Here is a 15,090-nt window from a genome sequence, read left to right on the forward strand (position 1 = left end):
TCAGGACAGGGCGAGCGCCGGCAGCACACCGGGGCCGGCCGTCAGGCGCCGGGCGAGCAGGGTGCCGAGGCAGTCGGCGAGCGGGCCTCCGCTGCCGGGGGCGAGGGGGCTCCAGGCGGTGCCTCCGGCGTCGCGCACCCGGTCGGTGAACGCGCGCAGGTGCGCGGTGTCGAGCCCGAGTCCGGCCCGGTCGGCGGCCAGCACGGCCTCGTAGGTGGACAGCAGGTCGGGGACCCGGTGCCCCTCGCCCGCGTAGCCGCCGCCGCGGACGCGATGGCGGGCGAGCAGGGCGCGGACGGCCTCGCTCGCTTCAGCGGGCTCGGCGAAGCCGGGGCCGAGGAGCATGCGGACCCGCTGGGCCTGGAGCGCCGGGCGCAGCCCCGGCTCGCCGCCCGGCACGTTGCCGTGCGCGTACGGCTCCCCCCGCGACGCGTCCGAGACACCCGAGAGCCGCGCACCGTGCGCATCGTGCGAGTCGGGCGACACGCGACAGGAGTCGATGAAGGCCCGGACGCCCTGGAGGTCCAGGCCGAGCCCGTCCGGTCCGCCGAGGAGGGCCGCCGTCTCCACGGCCGCGGCGGTGGACACCATGTCGGACCCGCGGCCCTCCCAGTAGCCGAACCCGCCGTCGGCGTTCTGCAGTCCGGCCAGCCAGCCGGCGATCCGCCTCCGGGCCGCCGGATCCTCGGCGAACGCCCCGGCCGCCAGCGCCCACAGCGTGCAGCGCACCTCGCTGCCCCGGCCCGGCATGTACATCACGCCGCCTTCGTTGGGCAGTTGGCAGCCCTCCAGCCAGCGCACCCCTTCCGGCCGCGGAGATCCCGGGTCTGCCGAGAGCACGGCGGCGGCGGTGCTCAGGGCGTCCGCGGCGGCCGGCGGCTCCCGGTAGGTGTACCCGCCGCCCGCGCAGCCCAGCTCGCAGATGCGGGCGGTGACGGCGTCGGCGACGGGGGCGAGCGGTGCGCCGAGCGCCTTCAGGGTGCCCACCGCGCAGAAGGACGCCCACACGTCCTCGACGTCGTAACCCTCCCAGCGGACGAAGGCGCCGGTGGGGCCGCGCAGGCCCATGACCCAGTCCCGGCAGGCGTCCGGGTCACGCGGCGTCTCGCCGAGGGCTCCAAGGGCGCCGACGGCCCGGTAGGTGGCCCACAGGCACGGCACCTGAGCGGCGGGGGCGAAGTGGAAGCCGCCGCTCGTGGCCTGCCGGGCGCGCAGCCAGTCGGTGAGCGCCGGGACGTCCCAGGGCGATGTCGCATCAAAGGCCTGCCCGGTGGCGGCGCGCCAGGCCATCACCCCGTAGTAGCAGGCCCGTACGTCGGCCTTGCCGCGGCGTGCGTCCTCGGGGGACCAGCTCAGCCCTCCGTCGGCGCACTGGAGCCGGCTCAGCCAGTCCAGCAGGCGATCCGGGTCGGGCACCCGGCCGCCGCACAGTTCCGCGGCCGAGCGGGTGGAGAAATGGGTGGCCCACACGTCGGGGGCCTGCCCCGGCAGCATCGCGTAGGCGTCGCCGGACCAGGTGCTGTCCAGCCAGCGGGACGTGGCGTCCAGGCCGGGAACCGGGCGGCCGAGGTCGCGCAGTCCCTGGGTGCAGTAGAAGGTGGCCCAGGCGTCGGAGAGCATGCCCCGGCTCCAGGCGTAGCCGCCGTCGGCGTTGCGCCGGCCGGTGAGATAGGCGGCCGTGCCGTCCGCGTCGGTGACGCTGTCGGTGCGCTCCAGCCAGGCCAGGGTCCGCACGGCGGCGTAGGTGCACCACAGGTCGGGTTCGCCGCCGGACACGCCGGTGCCCTGCGGAGCGCGCGGAGCGGTCGTCGCGGTGGTGGTCATCGGGCGACCTCCACTTCCCGGACGTTGGACCGCTTCCAGCTCTTCTGCGATGCGCCGCTCTTGGTGTTGGCGGGCAGGGAGTTGACGTGCACCACGTCGTCCCAGCGCAGTCCGAGCACTTCCTCGGACCGGTCCTGGACGCGTCGGCGCTCCTCGGGCTCGCCGTCGCGCCCCGCGCCGACCCCGCGTTCCAGGAGCAGCCGGGCGTAGCCGGCCTCGCCGTCCACCTCCAGCAGATAGCCGGTGGCGTCGGTGACGCCGTAGACGACCTCCTCGACGGCACGTACCGACAGCGGGGCGCCGCGCACCCGCAGGGCGTCGGCGGAGCGGCCGTGGACGGTGATCCGGGGTGCGGCGCTGCCGCACGGGCAGTCGGTTTCGATGGAGACCTCGTCGCCGGTGTCGAGCCGGAGGAGGGGCCTGGCGTGGGCGTTGAGCGGGGTGACGACGAGCCGTCCCTCCCGGTGCTCGCCCCGGTCGTGCAGCGGGACGACCCCGTCGGGCGTGGCGAGTTCGAAGTAGGTGGCGGCGGGCAGCAGATGCTGGCCGCCGCGCGGGCAGGCCGCGGCGAGCGTGCCGGTCTCCGTGCTGCCGTAACTGGCGTCGTATGCCTGTGCGTTCCACCACCGGCCCAGCCGGTCGCGGAAGGGCGCGGTGTTGACCTCGCCGAGCAGCATCAGCCGGTCCACCGAGGAGCTGAGGTCGCCGAGCTCCCCGCGTTGCGCCAGCAGCCGGGTGAACTGCAGGGCGACGCCGGGGGCGACGAAGACCGTGGTGGGGCGGAAGGTCCGCCACATCGACTCCAGCCGGTCCCAGCCGGAGATGCCGGTGGCGAACGGATAGGCCCGGACGTGGGCGAGGTCCAGGTACTCGCAGACCCCGGAGATCAGATCGGCCACAGGGACGATGTCGGACGGCAGCAGGATCACCACGCGCTCGTCGGCTCCGAGCAGCGGACGCCACGCCTCGGCCACCGAGACGGTGTTCCAGATGGTGTCCTCGGCCAGGCGCGGGGTGGGCGTGGGCTGCCCGGTCGTGCCGGTGGTCTCGTAGTACTTCGAGGCCTCGGTGGGGGTGGCGGCCGCATAGCGCAGGGGCTGCGCCTTCAGCGACTCACGGGGTGTCACGGGGAGATCCAGAAAACGGTCGAGGGAGAACTCGCCGATGTCGCCCCGGTCTTCATTCGGACCGTAGGCCTCGCTTCCGCGTGCGCGTTCCCAGGCCGCTGACAGTTTTCTCGTGTAGAAGTCCGCGTCCGGGACGCGTCCGTGATTTTCCCGTATCTCGGTCTGTGCCTCACGGAGTAATGCCTGGCGTTTGTCGGTGTGCAGTATCACACGCACCTCGCTCGTTTATCGCTGATCGCTTACGCACAACCGGGAAGCGGGAGGGCTGTGCGCGCCCGTGGCGTCGGTGGCTCGACGGGTTGCCCTGCGGGGGTCGGGAAGCCTCAGTTCAGGGCGTGCCGGAGGGACCAGGAGCCCGACCCACAGCGAACGTATAGCACTAAAGGTCGGCCATGCAACCGGCCCCGGGATCCTCAACTGGCCATGTGCGACCGAAAATCGACGACCTCCGCACCGAGGGAAAGCGCCTACTGATCGGTACGTTGCCCGAGTTGCTTTTCCGCCCTAGTCTCGGGCAGTGCCGGCGGGGCTTCCCAAGGCCTCGGACCGGGCGTGCGGAGTGCGCACGCGGTCGATCAACGCGGAACCAGAAGTGTTTTGAAGTCGCGGTCAAGCGCGTGCGAACAGCGGGTTTCCCGACCTGCTGGATCCCCTGTCTCCGCGCCGAATTACCGGTAACACCCCCACCTTTCATCCGGACACATCCGTCCGTCCCCCTCACCCCTTCGCTTGGAGCCTTTTCATGTGCGGAATCGCAGGCTGGGCCGACGTCGGTCTCGATCTCACCCGGGAGGTGGACGGCGTCGAACCCATGGTGCGGACCATGGCCTGCCGCGGCCCGGACGCCGCCGGGATCCACGCCGGTGCGCACGCGGTCCTCGGTCACCGCCGGCTGGCGATCATCGACCTCGACGGCGGCAGGCAGCCCATGAGCGCCCCCATGCGCCCGGATGCGGCCACCTCCGCCGGGCCCGGGGAGGGCGAGCGGCCCGCCGTCGTGCTCAGTTACAGCGGCGAGGTCTACAACTTCCGCGAACTCCGCGAGGAACTCCGCGGATTCGGCCACACCTTCCGTACCCGCTCGGACACCGAGGTCGTCCTGCACGCCTATCTCCAGTGGGGCCAGGACTTCGTCAGGCGCCTCAACGGCATGTTCGCCTTCGCCCTGTGGGACGAGCGCGACCAGCGCCTCCTCCTGGTCCGCGACCGCCTCGGCATCAAGCCCCTCTACGTGGCGCGGCTCGCGAGCGGTGTCCTGTTCGGCTCCGAACCCAAGGCGATCCTGGCCCACCCCGGCTTCCGGGCCCGGATCGACAGCCAGGGCCTCGCCGACCTCCTCGGCCTGGCGAAGACGCCGGGCGTCACGCCGTACCGGGACATCGAGGAGGTCCCACCGGGCTGCGTCGCGGTCTACGACCGCCACGGGCTGCGGACCGACCGGTACTGGAGCCTCGGGCGGCACCCGCACGAGGACGACGCCGAGGCCACGGCCGGCACCGTGCGGGCCCTGCTGGAGGACACGGTCACCCGCCAGATGGTCACCGACGTGCCGCTGTGCACCCTGCTCTCCGGCGGACTGGACTCCACCGTCCTCACCGCCCTGGCCGCCCGGGTGCAGGCCCGGGCCGGTGAACCCCCGGTGCGCTCCTTCGCCGTGGACTTCACCGGCAGCGAAGCCGACTTCAGGGCCAGCGACTTCCGGCCCGAACGCGACTCGCCCTACGCCCTGGAAGCCGCCCGGCACATCGGCACCGACCACCGGCTCATCGAACTCTCCGCCGGGGAGCTCACCCGGGACGCCCACCGTGACGCGGTCCTGCGCGCCCACGACCTGCCGTACACCTTCGGCGATGTCGACACCTCGCTGCACCTGCTGTTCCGCGGGATACGCGAGCACTCCACGGTCGCCCTGTCGGGGGAGTCGGCCGACGAGGTGTTCGGCGGATACGCCTGGTTCCACGACCCGGCGGCCGTCCGCGCGGCGCGGTTCCCCTGGCTCAGCCGGATGCAGCTGATCACCCCGGAGCTGCTCGCCCCGGCCTTCCGGGCGGCCACGCGCTTCGAGGAGTACCGCGCGGACCGCTACGCGCAGGCCCTCCGCGAGGTCGAGCACCTGCCCGGCGACTCCCCGTCCGAACGCCGCATGCGGGAGATCGGCCACCTTCACCTCACCCGCTGGCTGCCCGCCCTGCTCGACCGCAAGGACCGGCTCAGCATGGCCGCCGGGCTGGAGGTGCGGGTGCCCTTCTGCGACCACCGGCTGGTCGAGTACGTGCACAACACGCCCTGGGGCCTCAAGACACCCGGTGGCGACCCCAAAGGCCTGCTCAAGCGGGCCACCCGCGACATCGTCCCCCGCTCCGTGCTGGAGCGCCGCAAGAGCCCCTACCCGACCACCGCCGACCAGCTCTACGAGAAGGACCTGCGCGCCCGGACCCAGACGCTGCTCGCCGACCGGTCCTCGCCCGCCTTCGACGTCGTCGACGCCCGCGAACTCGCCCGGCTGCTCGAACACCCGCAGGGCCACTTCGACACGCAGCTGCGCCGCAACGGACTGGAGACCGCTCTCTATCTCGACCGGTGGATGCGGGAGTACGGCATCGCGCCGGAATGACCTGCTTCACAGCGCAGTTGTGGACATTTCCCCAGAATTGCCCCCGGAGGGGCGTGGCGCTCCGGGGTTCGTGGTGGACCAGGTGCCCACACGCGTTAGCGTGGTGGGTCTGACGGCGAGCCGGACCGGCTCGCGGCGGCCGAAGCGGACAGCAGGGGGAGACATGCAGGTCGGAGCGGCGTCTTGAGGCTGCTGCACACCTCCGACTGGCACCTCGGCCGCGCCTTCCACCGGGTGAACATGCTCGGCGCCCAGGCCGAGTTCATCGGTCACCTCGTCACCACCGTGCGGGAGCGCGCCGTGGACGCGGTGGTCGTGTCGGGAGACGTCTACGACCGCGCCGTGCCGCCGCTCGCCGCGGTCGAGCTGTTCGACGACGCCCTGCACCGCCTCGCCGCTCTCGGCGTGCCCACGGTGATGATCTCCGGGAACCACGACTCGGCCCGCCGGCTCGGCGTCGGGGCCGGGCTGATCGGGCGGGCCGGCATCCACCTGCGGACCGAGCCGTCCGCGTCCGGCACCCCGGTGGTGCTCGCCGACGGCGACGGTGACGTCGCCTTCTACGGGCTGCCCTATCTCGAACCGGCCCTGGTGAAGGACGAGTTCGCAGTGGAGAAGGCCGGGCACGAGGCCGTGCTCGCCGCCGCCATGGACCGGGTCCGCGCCGACCTCGCCGCCCGTGCCCCCGGCACCCGCTCCGTCGTCCTCGCCCACGCCTTCGTCACCGGCGGCGAACCCAGCGACAGCGAGCGGGACATCACCGTCGGCGGTGTCGCCGCGGTGCCGGCCGGGGTGTTCGACGGCGTCGACTACGTGGCGCTCGGGCACCTGCACGGCTGCCAGACCCTCACCGACCGCGTCCGCTACTCCGGCTCCCCGCTGCCCTACTCCTTCTCCGAGGCCGCCCACCGCAAGAGCATGTGGCTGGTCGACCTGGCCGCGGACGGCTCCGTCGACGCCGAGCGCGTCGACTGCCCGGTGCCCCGCCCCCTGGCCCGGATCCGGGGCACCCTGGAGGACCTGCTCGCCGACCCGGACCTGGCCCGGCACGAGGAGGCGTGGGTCGAGGCGACCCTGACCGACCCCCTCCGCCCGGCCGACCCGATGGCCCGGCTCACCGAGCGCTTCCCGCACACCCTCAGCCTCGTCTTCGACCCCGACCGCGACGACGCCGAGTCCGAGGTGTCGTACGCCCGGCGCCTCACCGGCCGCAGCGACCAGCAGATCGCCGAGGACTTCGTCGCCCATGTCCGCGGCGCCGCACCCGACCCGCACGAACAGGGCGTGCTGCGGGACGCGTTCGACGCGGTCCGGGCCGACGAGACCGTACGGGAGGTGGCCCGGTGAGGCTGCACCGGCTCACCCTCACCGCCTTCGGTCCCTTCGGAGGCAGCCAGACCGTCGACTTCGACGACCTGTCGACGGCCGGGCTGTTCCTGCTGCACGGCCCCACCGGCGCGGGCAAGACATCCGTCCTCGACGCCGTCTGCTACGCCCTCTACGGCTCGGTGCCGGGCGCCCGGCAGGGCGGCGGACAGGGCACGGCCCTGCGCAGCGACCACGCCGCATCCGCGACCCGCACCGAGGTCACCCTCGACCTCACCGTCGCCGGACGCCGCCTGGAGGTCACCCGCCAGCCGCCCAGGGAGCGCCCCAAGAAGCGCGGCACCGGCACCACACTGGACAAGGCCCAGACATGGCTGCGCGAGTACCACGCGCCGGCCGGGACCTGGAAGGACCTCAGCCGCTCCCACCAGGAGATCGGCGAGGAGATCACCCAGCTGCTCGGTATGAGCCGGGAGCAGTTCTGCCAGGTCGTGCTGCTGCCGCAAGGCGACTTCGCCCGGTTCCTGCGCGCCGACGCCGAGGCCCGCGGCAAACTGCTGGGCCGCCTGTTCGACACCCGCCGCTTCGCCGACGTCGAGAAGCGCCTCGCCGAGCGGCGCCGCACCACCGAGACCCAGGTGCGGGACGGGGACGCGGAGCTGCTGGCCGACGCCCACCGCATGCAGCAGGCCGCGGGCGACGCCATGGAGCTGCCCGAGCTGGCCCCGGGCGAACCGGGACTCGCCGAGGCCGTACTGAACGCGGCCGCCGTCGCCCGCAGCACCGCCCGCGAGCAGCTCACCGTCGCCGCCTGCACGCTCACCGCCGCCGAGTCCGCGCAGGCCGCCGCCGGCCGCGCCCTGGACGACGTACGCGAACTCGTCCGGCTCCAACGGCGGTTCGCCCAGGCGCGGGAGCGGGCGGCGCGTCTGGAGCAGGGAGCCGAGGCCCACCGGGAGGCCCTGGCGCTCATGGAGCGGGCCCGCAAGGCCGAAGCGGTCGCGCCCGCCCTGGACCTGCGGGAGTCCTCCGAAGCCGAACACCGCCGGGCGGCCGCCGCCGAGGCACGCGCGCGTGCCCTGCTCCCGGACACCTTCGCCGACGCGGGCGCGGCCGGTCTGGCCGCCGCCGCACGCCGGGCCGCCGAGGAGCTGGGCGGGCTCGACTCGGCCCGCCGGGCCGAACGGCGCCTGGCCGAACTCCTCGACGAGCGCGCCGGCCTGGACCGCCAGGAGCGCGCCGACGCGGACCTCCTGCACGAGGCGGAGGCCTGGCTCGACGGCTGGGAGGAGAGGCGCACCGCACTCCACAGCCGGGTCGACACCGCGCAGCAGGCCGCCGCCTTCGCCGAGCAGCTCGCCGAGCGGCGCGAGCCCGCACAGCAGCGGCTCCGCGCGGCCCGCATGCGCGACCAGCTCGCCCAGGACACGGACCGGGCGGTGCAACGGGTCCGCACCGCGCAGGACGAGACTTTGCGGGCCAAGCAGCACTGGCTCGACCTCAAGGAACAGCGCCTGAACGGCATCGCCGCCGAACTGGCCGCACACCTCACCGACGGCGCGCCCTGCGCCGTCTGCGGCGCCACCGAACACCCCGACCCAGCCCGCAAGGTGGCCGGGCACGTCGACCGCGAGGCGGAGGAGCACGCCCTCACCGCCTACCAGCGCGCCGACGAGCAGCGCGCCGAGGACGAACGGCGTCTCGCCGTCGTACGGGAGGCCCTCGCCGCGGCCACCGCGGAGGCCGGTGACAGCCCCACCGAACAACTCGCGCGGGAAGCAGCGGAGTTGGAGGAGCGGTATGCGCAGGCCCGCAGTGCCGCGGCCGAGCTGCACGCCGCGCAGGAACGGCTGCGGCAGGCCGGGCAGGAGCACGAACGGCGCCTCGCCGCCCGGCAGGAGACCGCCGTGCGGACCGCCTCCCGGGCCGGTCACCGGGAGCGACTGGACCATGAACGGGCTTTGCTGGAAACGGAGCTGGACCGGGCGCGCGGCTCCCTGGACAGCGTCGCCGCGCGGGCCGCACAGCTGGAGCGGCGCACCGCGTTGCTCACGGACGCCGCCGACACCGCCCGCGTCGCCGAGGACACCGCCCAGCGGCTCAAGGACGCCGACGCCCGGCTCGCCGACGCCGCCTTCCGCGCCGGCTTCGAGACCCCGCAGGCCGCGGCCGCCGCCCTCCTCGACAACGCCGCCCACCGCGAACTGCAACGCCGTCTGGACGCCTGGCAGCACGAGGACGCCGCCGTACGGGCCGTTCTCGCCGAGGCCGACACGGCCGCGGCGGCCCGCGAGCCGCAGGCCGACCTGGAATCGGCCCAGCGGGCCGCCGACGAGGCGGCCCGGCGGCTGCGCGACGCCGCCTCCGCCCACGACGCCGTCGGCCGGCGCTGCGCCGAACTCGACCGGCTCTCCGCCCGGGCGACCGCTTCCGTGCGCCGGCTGGCGCCGCTGCGCGAGGAGTACGACCGCGTCGCCCGCATGGCCGGCCTCGCCGCGGGCACCTCGGCTGACAACGAACGCCGCATGCGCCTGGAGTCGTACGTCCTGGCGGCCCGGCTGGAGCAGGTCGCCGCCGCCGCGACCGTCCGGCTGCGCCGCATGTCCTCCGGCCGCTACACCCTCGTCCACTCCGACGACCGCACCGGACGCGGCCGCAGCGGACTCGGACTGCATGTCGTCGACGCCTGGACCGGCCGCGAACGTGACACCGCGACCTTGTCCGGCGGCGAGACGTTCTTCGCCTCGCTCGCCCTGGCCCTCGGCCTCGCGGACGTCGTCACGGACGAGGCGGGCGGGGTGCGGCTGGACACCCTCTTCATCGACGAGGGCTTCGGCAGCCTCGACGACCAGACCCTCGACGAGGTCCTCGACGTCCTCGACTCCCTGCGCGAACGCGACCGGAGCGTCGGCATCGTCAGCCACGTCGCCGACCTGCGGCGGCGGATCCACGCCCAGCTCGAAGTGGTCAAGGGCCGGTCCGGCTCGACACTGCGCCAGCGCGGCACCGGCTGACGTCAGCGCCCCAGGGGACGCCCGGGGAGGGGCGAGGAGTACACCACGCTCGTGGTCACCGAGCCCAGTGCCCCGATCTTCCCGGACACCTCCTCCAGGTGGCGCATCGAGCGGGCCGTGACCTTGATGACGAAGCAGTCGTCCCCCGTGACGTGGTGCGCCTCCAGGATCTCGGGCGTGACGGCGACCAGGTCGTGGAAGGGCTTGTAGTTGCCGTTCGGATACCTCAGGCGCACGAACGCCAGGATTGGCAGGCCCAGCCGCTCGGGGTCCACCACCGCCGCGTAGCCGCGGATGACCCCGGCCTCCTCCATGCGGCGCACCCGGTCGGTGACCGCGCTCGCGGACATGGAGACGGCGCGGGCCAGCTCGGCGAAACTGGCCCGGCCCTCCCGCTGGAGGACGTCCAGAATGCGCCAGTCGGTGGCGTCCGGGGAATACTCGGTCATGCCCGAGGGATAGCAGGGGAATCCCCGGCGGATCAAGCAGAGCGCCGGGGATCGTCACTTCAAAGACGGCACCGGCGGCCATAGTTTTGCCGCATGACCACCACCGTGAACCCCGTCCTGCGCGTGGCCCCCGCCGCTCCGGCCGAGGCCGCCGCCCACTTCCGCGCGGGTCTCGCCTTCCACACCGACGTGTCCGACGTGGCCGCAGCACTCGACGCCGGCGGTGACCCCGGCTTCGTCCTCGTCGACTCCCGCTCCACCGAGGCGTGGGACCAGGGCCACATCCCCGGCGCGCTCCATCTGCCGACCGCGCTCGTCCCCGGGCAGGCCGGGCGGCTCCTCGACCGGTCGGTGCCGGTCGTCACGTACTGCTGGGGTCCCGGCTGCAACGGCGCCGCCCGCGCCGCCCTGGCCCTCGCCGAACTCGGCTACGGGGTCAAGGAGATGCTCGGCGGTTTTGAGTACTGGGTGCGCGAGGGCTTGGCCCTCGAGACCTGGCAGGGGCGCGAGCGCAGGGCCCCGGACCCCTTGACGGCGCCCGTGGACGCCGGCGACTGCGGCTGCTGAACCCCCGATCCTTTGCCGCGAGTTGACCCTGTAGGTTCTTGCGCCATGGTGCGATACGCGGAGCCGGGCGCAGTGGAATGGGTGGAGTCGGGCGGCGGACCGCTGATAGCGGTGCCGGAGACCGTCCTGCCGTTCTGGGCGGGTGCCGACGGCGAGGAGACGGCCTCGGACTACGACCGGGCCTGCGAGGTGACCGGCCACGTCGGCCTCATCCCGGTCGGCGACTCCACCGCCCTGGTCCTGGGCGACGAGCCCGCCTCGACCGCCTACCTGCCCGACCGGGGCATGTTCGTCCGGTGGTGCGCCGGCGACTCCGAGCACGAACTGCCGGCGAGCGTCCCGCCGGCGACCGCCACGGCGGAGTGGGGACCGGAGACGACCTGGAAGGTGCCCGGGCCCGTCCGCCTCTTCGACGCGGCCTGGCCCGGGACGGGCCTCGCGGACACCGACCAGGTCCGGGTGGCCCTGGAACCCGGCAGATACGCGGTCCGCGCGGCGAGGGTCCAGCCGGGCCCGGAGACCTGGCTGGACCTGATCGAACTGCGCCTGTTGGCGCCGCGGTAGCGACGCCCCGCCGTCGCGGCTACACGCTGGCTCCGCGCAGGCGACGCCCAGCCGACGCGCCTACACCCGGGGTCCGCGACAGCGCGGCCCCACGGACGCGCCTACAACTGCGACAGTTCGTCCACCAGGTCGTCCAGACCGAGCGACCCCTGGGACAGCGCGGCCATGTGCCAGGCCTTCGGGTCGAAGGCGTCGCCGTGGCGGGCGCGGGCGTTCTCACGGCCCAGCAGCCAGGCCCGCTCGCCGAGCTTGTAGCCGATGGCCTGACCCGGCATGGACAGGTAGCGGGTCAGCTCGCTCTCCACGAAGTCCGCCGGCCGGCTGCTGTGCGAGCCGAAGAACTCCTGCGCCAGCTCGGCCGTCCAGCGCTCGCCGGGGTGGAAGGGCGAGTCGCCCGGGATCGTCAGCTCCAGGTGCATGCCGATGTCGATGATGACGCGCACCGCGCGCATCATCTGGGCGTCCAGATAGCCGAGCCGGCGCTCCGGGTCGGTCAGGAAGCCCAGTTCGTCCATCAGCCGCTCCGCGTACAGCGCCCAGCCCTCGGCGTTGGCGCTCACCATGCCGACGCTCGCCTGGTAGCGGGAGAGGTCCTGCGCCACGTGCTTCCACTGGGCCAGCTGGAGGTGATGGCCGGGCACGCCCTCGTGGTACCAGGTCGACACCAGGTCGTAGACCGGGAAGCGCGTCTCGCCCATGGTCGGCAGCCAGGTGCAGCCCGGCCGGGAGAAGTCGTCCGACGGCGGCGTGTAGTAGGGGGCCGCGGCGCTGCCCGGAGGGGCGATGCGCGACTCCACCCGGCGCACCCGCTCGGCCAGGTCGAAGTGGGTGCCGTCGAGCGCGTCCATCGCCTCGTCCATGAGGCTCTGCAGCCAGTCGCGGACCTCGTCGACGCCCTCGATGTGCGTGCCCTGCGCGTCGAGGTGGGCCAGCGCCTCCCACGGCGTGCCGGCGCCCGGAAGGATCTTCTCGGCCTCGCTCTTCATCTCGCCGAGCAGCCGGTGGTACTCGGACCAGCCGTAGGCGTACGCCTCGTCCAGGTCGAGGTCCGTGCCGTTGAAGTAGCGCACCCAGCGCGCGTACCGCTCCCGGCCCACCACGTCCGGCGCGCCCTCGATCGTCGGCGCGTACACGTCCCGCATCCAGTCGCGCAGCCGCACGACCGCCTCGGTGGCCGAGCGGGCGGCGGTGTCCAGCTCGGACCGCAGGGCCTCGGGGCCGGCCGCCGCGTACTGCTCGAACCAGCCGTGCCCCTCGCCGTCCGCGTCGGCCCACTCACCGAGCTGCGTCACGAAGGTGGCGGTGGCGCGGGGACCGGCGTACAGCTTCCGCTCCAGACCGAGCGCCAGGGACTCCCGGTAGCCCTCCAGCGCGGCCGGGACGCCGCGCAGCCGCTCGGCGATCGCCGCCCAGTCCTGCTCCGTCTGCGCGGGCGTCACGGTGAACACCTGCCGCACCGCGTGCGCGATGGAGCTCAGGTTGCTGACGGAACGAAGGCTCTCGTCGGCCTCGTGCACCGCGAGTTCGGCGCCCAGCCGCTCGCGCAGCAGCCGCGCGCACCGGCGTTCGATGTCGCTGTCCGCGCCGGGCAGCCGCTCGGCCTCGTCCAGCCGGGCCAGCGTCCGCCGCGCCAGCTCCGCGAGCGCCTCCTGCCCGGCGGGCGAGGTGTCGGGCAGCCTGCTCGAACTCTCCTTGTCGCCGAGGAACGTGCCGGTGATCGGGTCGAGGGCGACGAGCTCGTCGACGTAGGCGTCGGCGACCTCTCGGGGCAGCGGGCTCTTGATCTCAGACATGCCGCCATCCTCGTACGACGGACCACGCACGTCACGCCGATTGAGCCGAGGGCGAAGGCGGCAGCAGCGGCCCGCACTCCCACTGCTGGAAGATCAGCCGGGTCTCCACCCGTGCCACCTCCCGCTGCGACGTGAACTCGTCCAGCACCAGCCGCTGCAGGTCGGCCATGTCGGCGACGGCGACATGGACCAGATAGTCGTCGGGACCGGTCAGGTGGAAGACCGTCCGCGACTCCGGCAGGACCCGGATCCGCTCCACGAACGGTCCCACCAGCTCCCGGCGGTGCGGCCTGACCTGCACCGACAGCAGGGCTTCCAGTCCCCGTCCCAGCTTGGCCGGATCCAGCTCCAGCCGGTGCCCGAGGATGACGCCCGACCGGCGCAGCCGCGTGACCCGGTCCAGACACGTCGACGGCGCCACCCCGACCTGCGCGGCCAGATCCCGGTAGGTCGCCCGGGCGTCGTTCTGCAACAGCCGCAACAGATGGAGATCCACCGGATCGAGTACGACAGATTCAGCCATCGGCCGAACGTAGCACGGGAGCCGCACCCGGCAGCCCGGCCGATGTTCACCCTTGCCCACCATGGACATGGACACAACGAGCACGCGCGCCCACGACGACATACGCCCCGCACCGCGAGCCCTCGCCACCGAGGCCGTGCACGCCGGGCGGGACGACCTCGCCCGGCAGGGTCTGCACGCCCCGCCCATCGACCTGTCCACCACCTACCCGTCGTACGACAGCCGCGGCGAGGCGGCCCGGATCGACGCGTTCGCCACCACCGGCGCGGAGCCGGACGGCCCGCCCGTCTACGGAAGGCTGGGCAACCCGACCGTCGCCCGCTTCGAGACCGCCCTGGCCCGCCTGGAGGGCACCGAGGCGGCCGTGGCGTTCGCGAGCGGCATGGCCGCGCTCAGCGCCGTCCTGCTCGTGCGCGGCTCCGTGGGCCTGCGGCATGTCGTCGCCGTACGCCCCCTGTACGGCTGCAGCGACCACCTGCTGACGGCCGGGCTGCTGGGCTCGGAGGTGACCTGGACCGACCCGGCCGGTGTCGCCGACGCCCTGCGCCCGGACACCGGACTCGTCCTGGTCGAGTCCCCGGCCAACCCCACGCTCGCCGAGGTCGACCTGCGGGCCCTCGCGCACGCCTGCGGCTCGGTGCCGCTGCTCGTCGACAACACCTTCGCCACGCCGGTCCTCCAGCGCCCCGCCGAGCACGGGGCCCGGCTTATCCTGCACAGCGCCACCAAGTACCTCGGCGGGCACGGCGACGTCCTCGCGGGCGTGGTCGCCTGCGACGAGGAGTTCGCGGGCCGGCTGCGGCAGGTGCGCTTCGCCACGGGCGGCGTTCTGCACCCGCTGGCCGGCTACCTGCTGCTGCGCGGCCTGTCCACCCTTCCCGTCCGGGTCCGGGCGGCCTCCGCCACGGCGGCCGAACTCGTCCGCCGCCTCGCCGCCGACCCGCGCGTCGCCCGCGTCCACTACCCGCGCACAGGCGGCGCGATGGTCGCCTTCGAGGTGTACGGCGACCCGCACGAGGTGATCGGCGCGGTCCGCCTGATCACCCCGGCGGTGAGCCTCGGCAGCGTGGACTCCCTCATCCAGCACCCGGCCTCCATCAGCCACCGCATCGTCGACGCGGACGACCGCAGGGGAGCCGGCGTGAGCGACCGGCTCCTGCGCATGTCGGTGGGGCTGGAGGACGTGGAGGACCTCTGGTCGGATCTCGACCGGTCGCTGGGGCGCCCCGGAAGGGGCGCGGGGAACTGCGCGACAAGCCACGCCGAACCCGTGCCCGCCCACTGACGAA

The 15,090-nt window shown here is 73.7% G+C and carries 11 protein-coding genes; 6 read left to right on the top strand and 5 right to left on the bottom strand.

Going from position 1 to position 15,090, the window contains the following annotated elements:
- Together HDC93_RS27275 and HDC93_RS27280 are read right to left on the bottom strand one after the other, a co-directional pair.
- Positions 1-1,824 carry a prenyltransferase/squalene oxidase repeat-containing protein gene (locus tag HDC93_RS27275; protein WP_185013456.1) on the bottom strand — a complete coding sequence of 608 codons (1,824 nt, stop codon included), beginning with the start codon at positions 1,822-1,824 and terminating at the stop codon, positions 1-3.
- Positions 1,821-2,951 (bottom strand): phenylacetate--CoA ligase family protein, encoded by a 1,131-nt coding sequence (locus tag HDC93_RS27280; protein ID WP_311774631.1) that lies wholly within the window; start codon positions 2,949-2,951, stop codon positions 1,821-1,823. The genes HDC93_RS27275 and HDC93_RS27280 overlap by 4 nt, the downstream gene beginning before the upstream one ends.
- Before the next feature lie 742 nt (positions 2,952-3,693).
- Between HDC93_RS27280 and asnB the strand changes: the two genes are divergently transcribed.
- The 3 genes from asnB to HDC93_RS27295 all read left to right on the top strand — a co-directional run bounded on the left by asnB (position 3,694) and on the right by HDC93_RS27295 (position 9,905).
- Positions 3,694-5,565: an asparagine synthase (glutamine-hydrolyzing) gene (asnB, locus tag HDC93_RS27285; RefSeq protein WP_185013458.1), complete on the top strand. Its 1,872-nt coding sequence runs from the start codon at positions 3,694-3,696 to the stop codon at positions 5,563-5,565.
- Between the two features lie 183 nt (positions 5,566-5,748).
- On the top strand, positions 5,749-6,912 hold the full coding sequence (locus HDC93_RS27290; RefSeq protein WP_185013459.1) for an exonuclease SbcCD subunit D: 1,164 nt from the start codon (positions 5,749-5,751) through the stop codon (positions 6,910-6,912).
- Entirely contained in the window at positions 6,909-9,905 is a 2,997-nt protein-coding gene (locus HDC93_RS27295) for an AAA family ATPase (RefSeq protein ID WP_185013460.1), read from the top strand. Before HDC93_RS27290 ends, HDC93_RS27295 begins: the two co-directional genes overlap by 4 nt.
- Positions 9,906-9,907: 2 nt before the next feature.
- Here HDC93_RS27295 and HDC93_RS27300 read toward each other — a convergent pair whose 3' ends face one another.
- Positions 9,908-10,354, bottom strand: coding sequence for an Lrp/AsnC family transcriptional regulator (locus tag HDC93_RS27300; protein ID WP_142165198.1), 447 nt, complete (start codon positions 10,352-10,354; stop codon positions 9,908-9,910).
- Between the two features lie 93 nt (positions 10,355-10,447).
- Here HDC93_RS27300 and HDC93_RS27305 point away from each other — a divergent pair, with 93 nt between their 5' ends.
- Together HDC93_RS27305 and HDC93_RS27310 are read left to right on the top strand one after the other, a co-directional pair.
- Positions 10,448-10,921 (top strand): rhodanese-like domain-containing protein, encoded by a 474-nt coding sequence (locus HDC93_RS27305; RefSeq protein ID WP_185013461.1) that lies wholly within the window; start codon positions 10,448-10,450, stop codon positions 10,919-10,921.
- A 45-nt stretch (positions 10,922-10,966) separates the two neighbouring features.
- The gene (locus tag HDC93_RS27310; protein ID WP_185013462.1) at positions 10,967-11,485 is read left to right on the top strand and encodes an immunity 21 family protein; all 519 of its coding nucleotides are present in this window, start codon (positions 10,967-10,969) and stop codon (positions 11,483-11,485) included.
- Between the two features lie 101 nt (positions 11,486-11,586).
- On the opposite strand, the gene HDC93_RS27315 is transcribed toward HDC93_RS27310, so the two are convergent.
- Entirely contained in the window at positions 11,587-13,278 is a 1,692-nt protein-coding gene (locus HDC93_RS27315) for a DUF885 domain-containing protein (protein WP_185013463.1), read from the bottom strand.
- 31 nt (positions 13,279-13,309) lie between these two features.
- Positions 13,310-13,801, bottom strand: a complete 492-nt coding sequence (locus tag HDC93_RS27320) for an Lrp/AsnC family transcriptional regulator (RefSeq protein ID WP_030835643.1) — start codon at positions 13,799-13,801, stop codon at positions 13,310-13,312.
- 67 nt (positions 13,802-13,868) lie between these two features.
- Here HDC93_RS27320 and HDC93_RS27325 point away from each other — a divergent pair, with 67 nt between their 5' ends.
- Complete coding sequence (locus HDC93_RS27325) at positions 13,869-15,086, top strand: PLP-dependent aspartate aminotransferase family protein (protein ID WP_185013606.1); 1,218 nt, start codon at positions 13,869-13,871, stop codon at positions 15,084-15,086.
- Positions 15,087-15,090: the final 4 nt, after the last annotated feature.

Origin of the sequence: Streptomyces sp. AK010, from assembly GCF_014207295.1 — a bacterium.
In the GTDB taxonomy this organism is placed as follows: domain Bacteria; phylum Actinomycetota; class Actinomycetes; order Streptomycetales; family Streptomycetaceae; genus Streptomyces; species Streptomyces massasporeus.

What these genes read in the sequence shown, in the direction of transcription:
- HDC93_RS27275 (WP_185013456.1), bottom strand. Translation starts at nt 1,824, where the DNA reads ATGACCACCACCGCGACGACCGCTCCGCGCGCTCCGCAGGGCACCGGC.
- asnB (WP_185013458.1), top strand. Translation starts at nt 3,694, where the DNA reads ATGTGCGGAATCGCAGGCTGGGCCGACGTCGGTCTCGATCTCACCCGG.
- HDC93_RS27300 (WP_142165198.1), bottom strand. Translation starts at nt 10,354, where the DNA reads ATGACCGAGTATTCCCCGGACGCCACCGACTGGCGCATTCTGGACGTC.
- HDC93_RS27305 (WP_185013461.1), top strand. Translation starts at nt 10,448, where the DNA reads ATGACCACCACCGTGAACCCCGTCCTGCGCGTGGCCCCCGCCGCTCCG.
- HDC93_RS27310 (WP_185013462.1), top strand. Translation starts at nt 10,967, where the DNA reads ATGGTGCGATACGCGGAGCCGGGCGCAGTGGAATGGGTGGAGTCGGGC.
- HDC93_RS27315 (WP_185013463.1), bottom strand. Translation starts at nt 13,278, where the DNA reads ATGTCTGAGATCAAGAGCCCGCTGCCCCGAGAGGTCGCCGACGCCTAC.
- HDC93_RS27320 (WP_030835643.1), bottom strand. Translation starts at nt 13,801, where the DNA reads ATGGCTGAATCTGTCGTACTCGATCCGGTGGATCTCCATCTGTTGCGG.
- HDC93_RS27325 (WP_185013606.1), top strand. Translation starts at nt 13,869, where the DNA reads ATGGACACAACGAGCACGCGCGCCCACGACGACATACGCCCCGCACCG.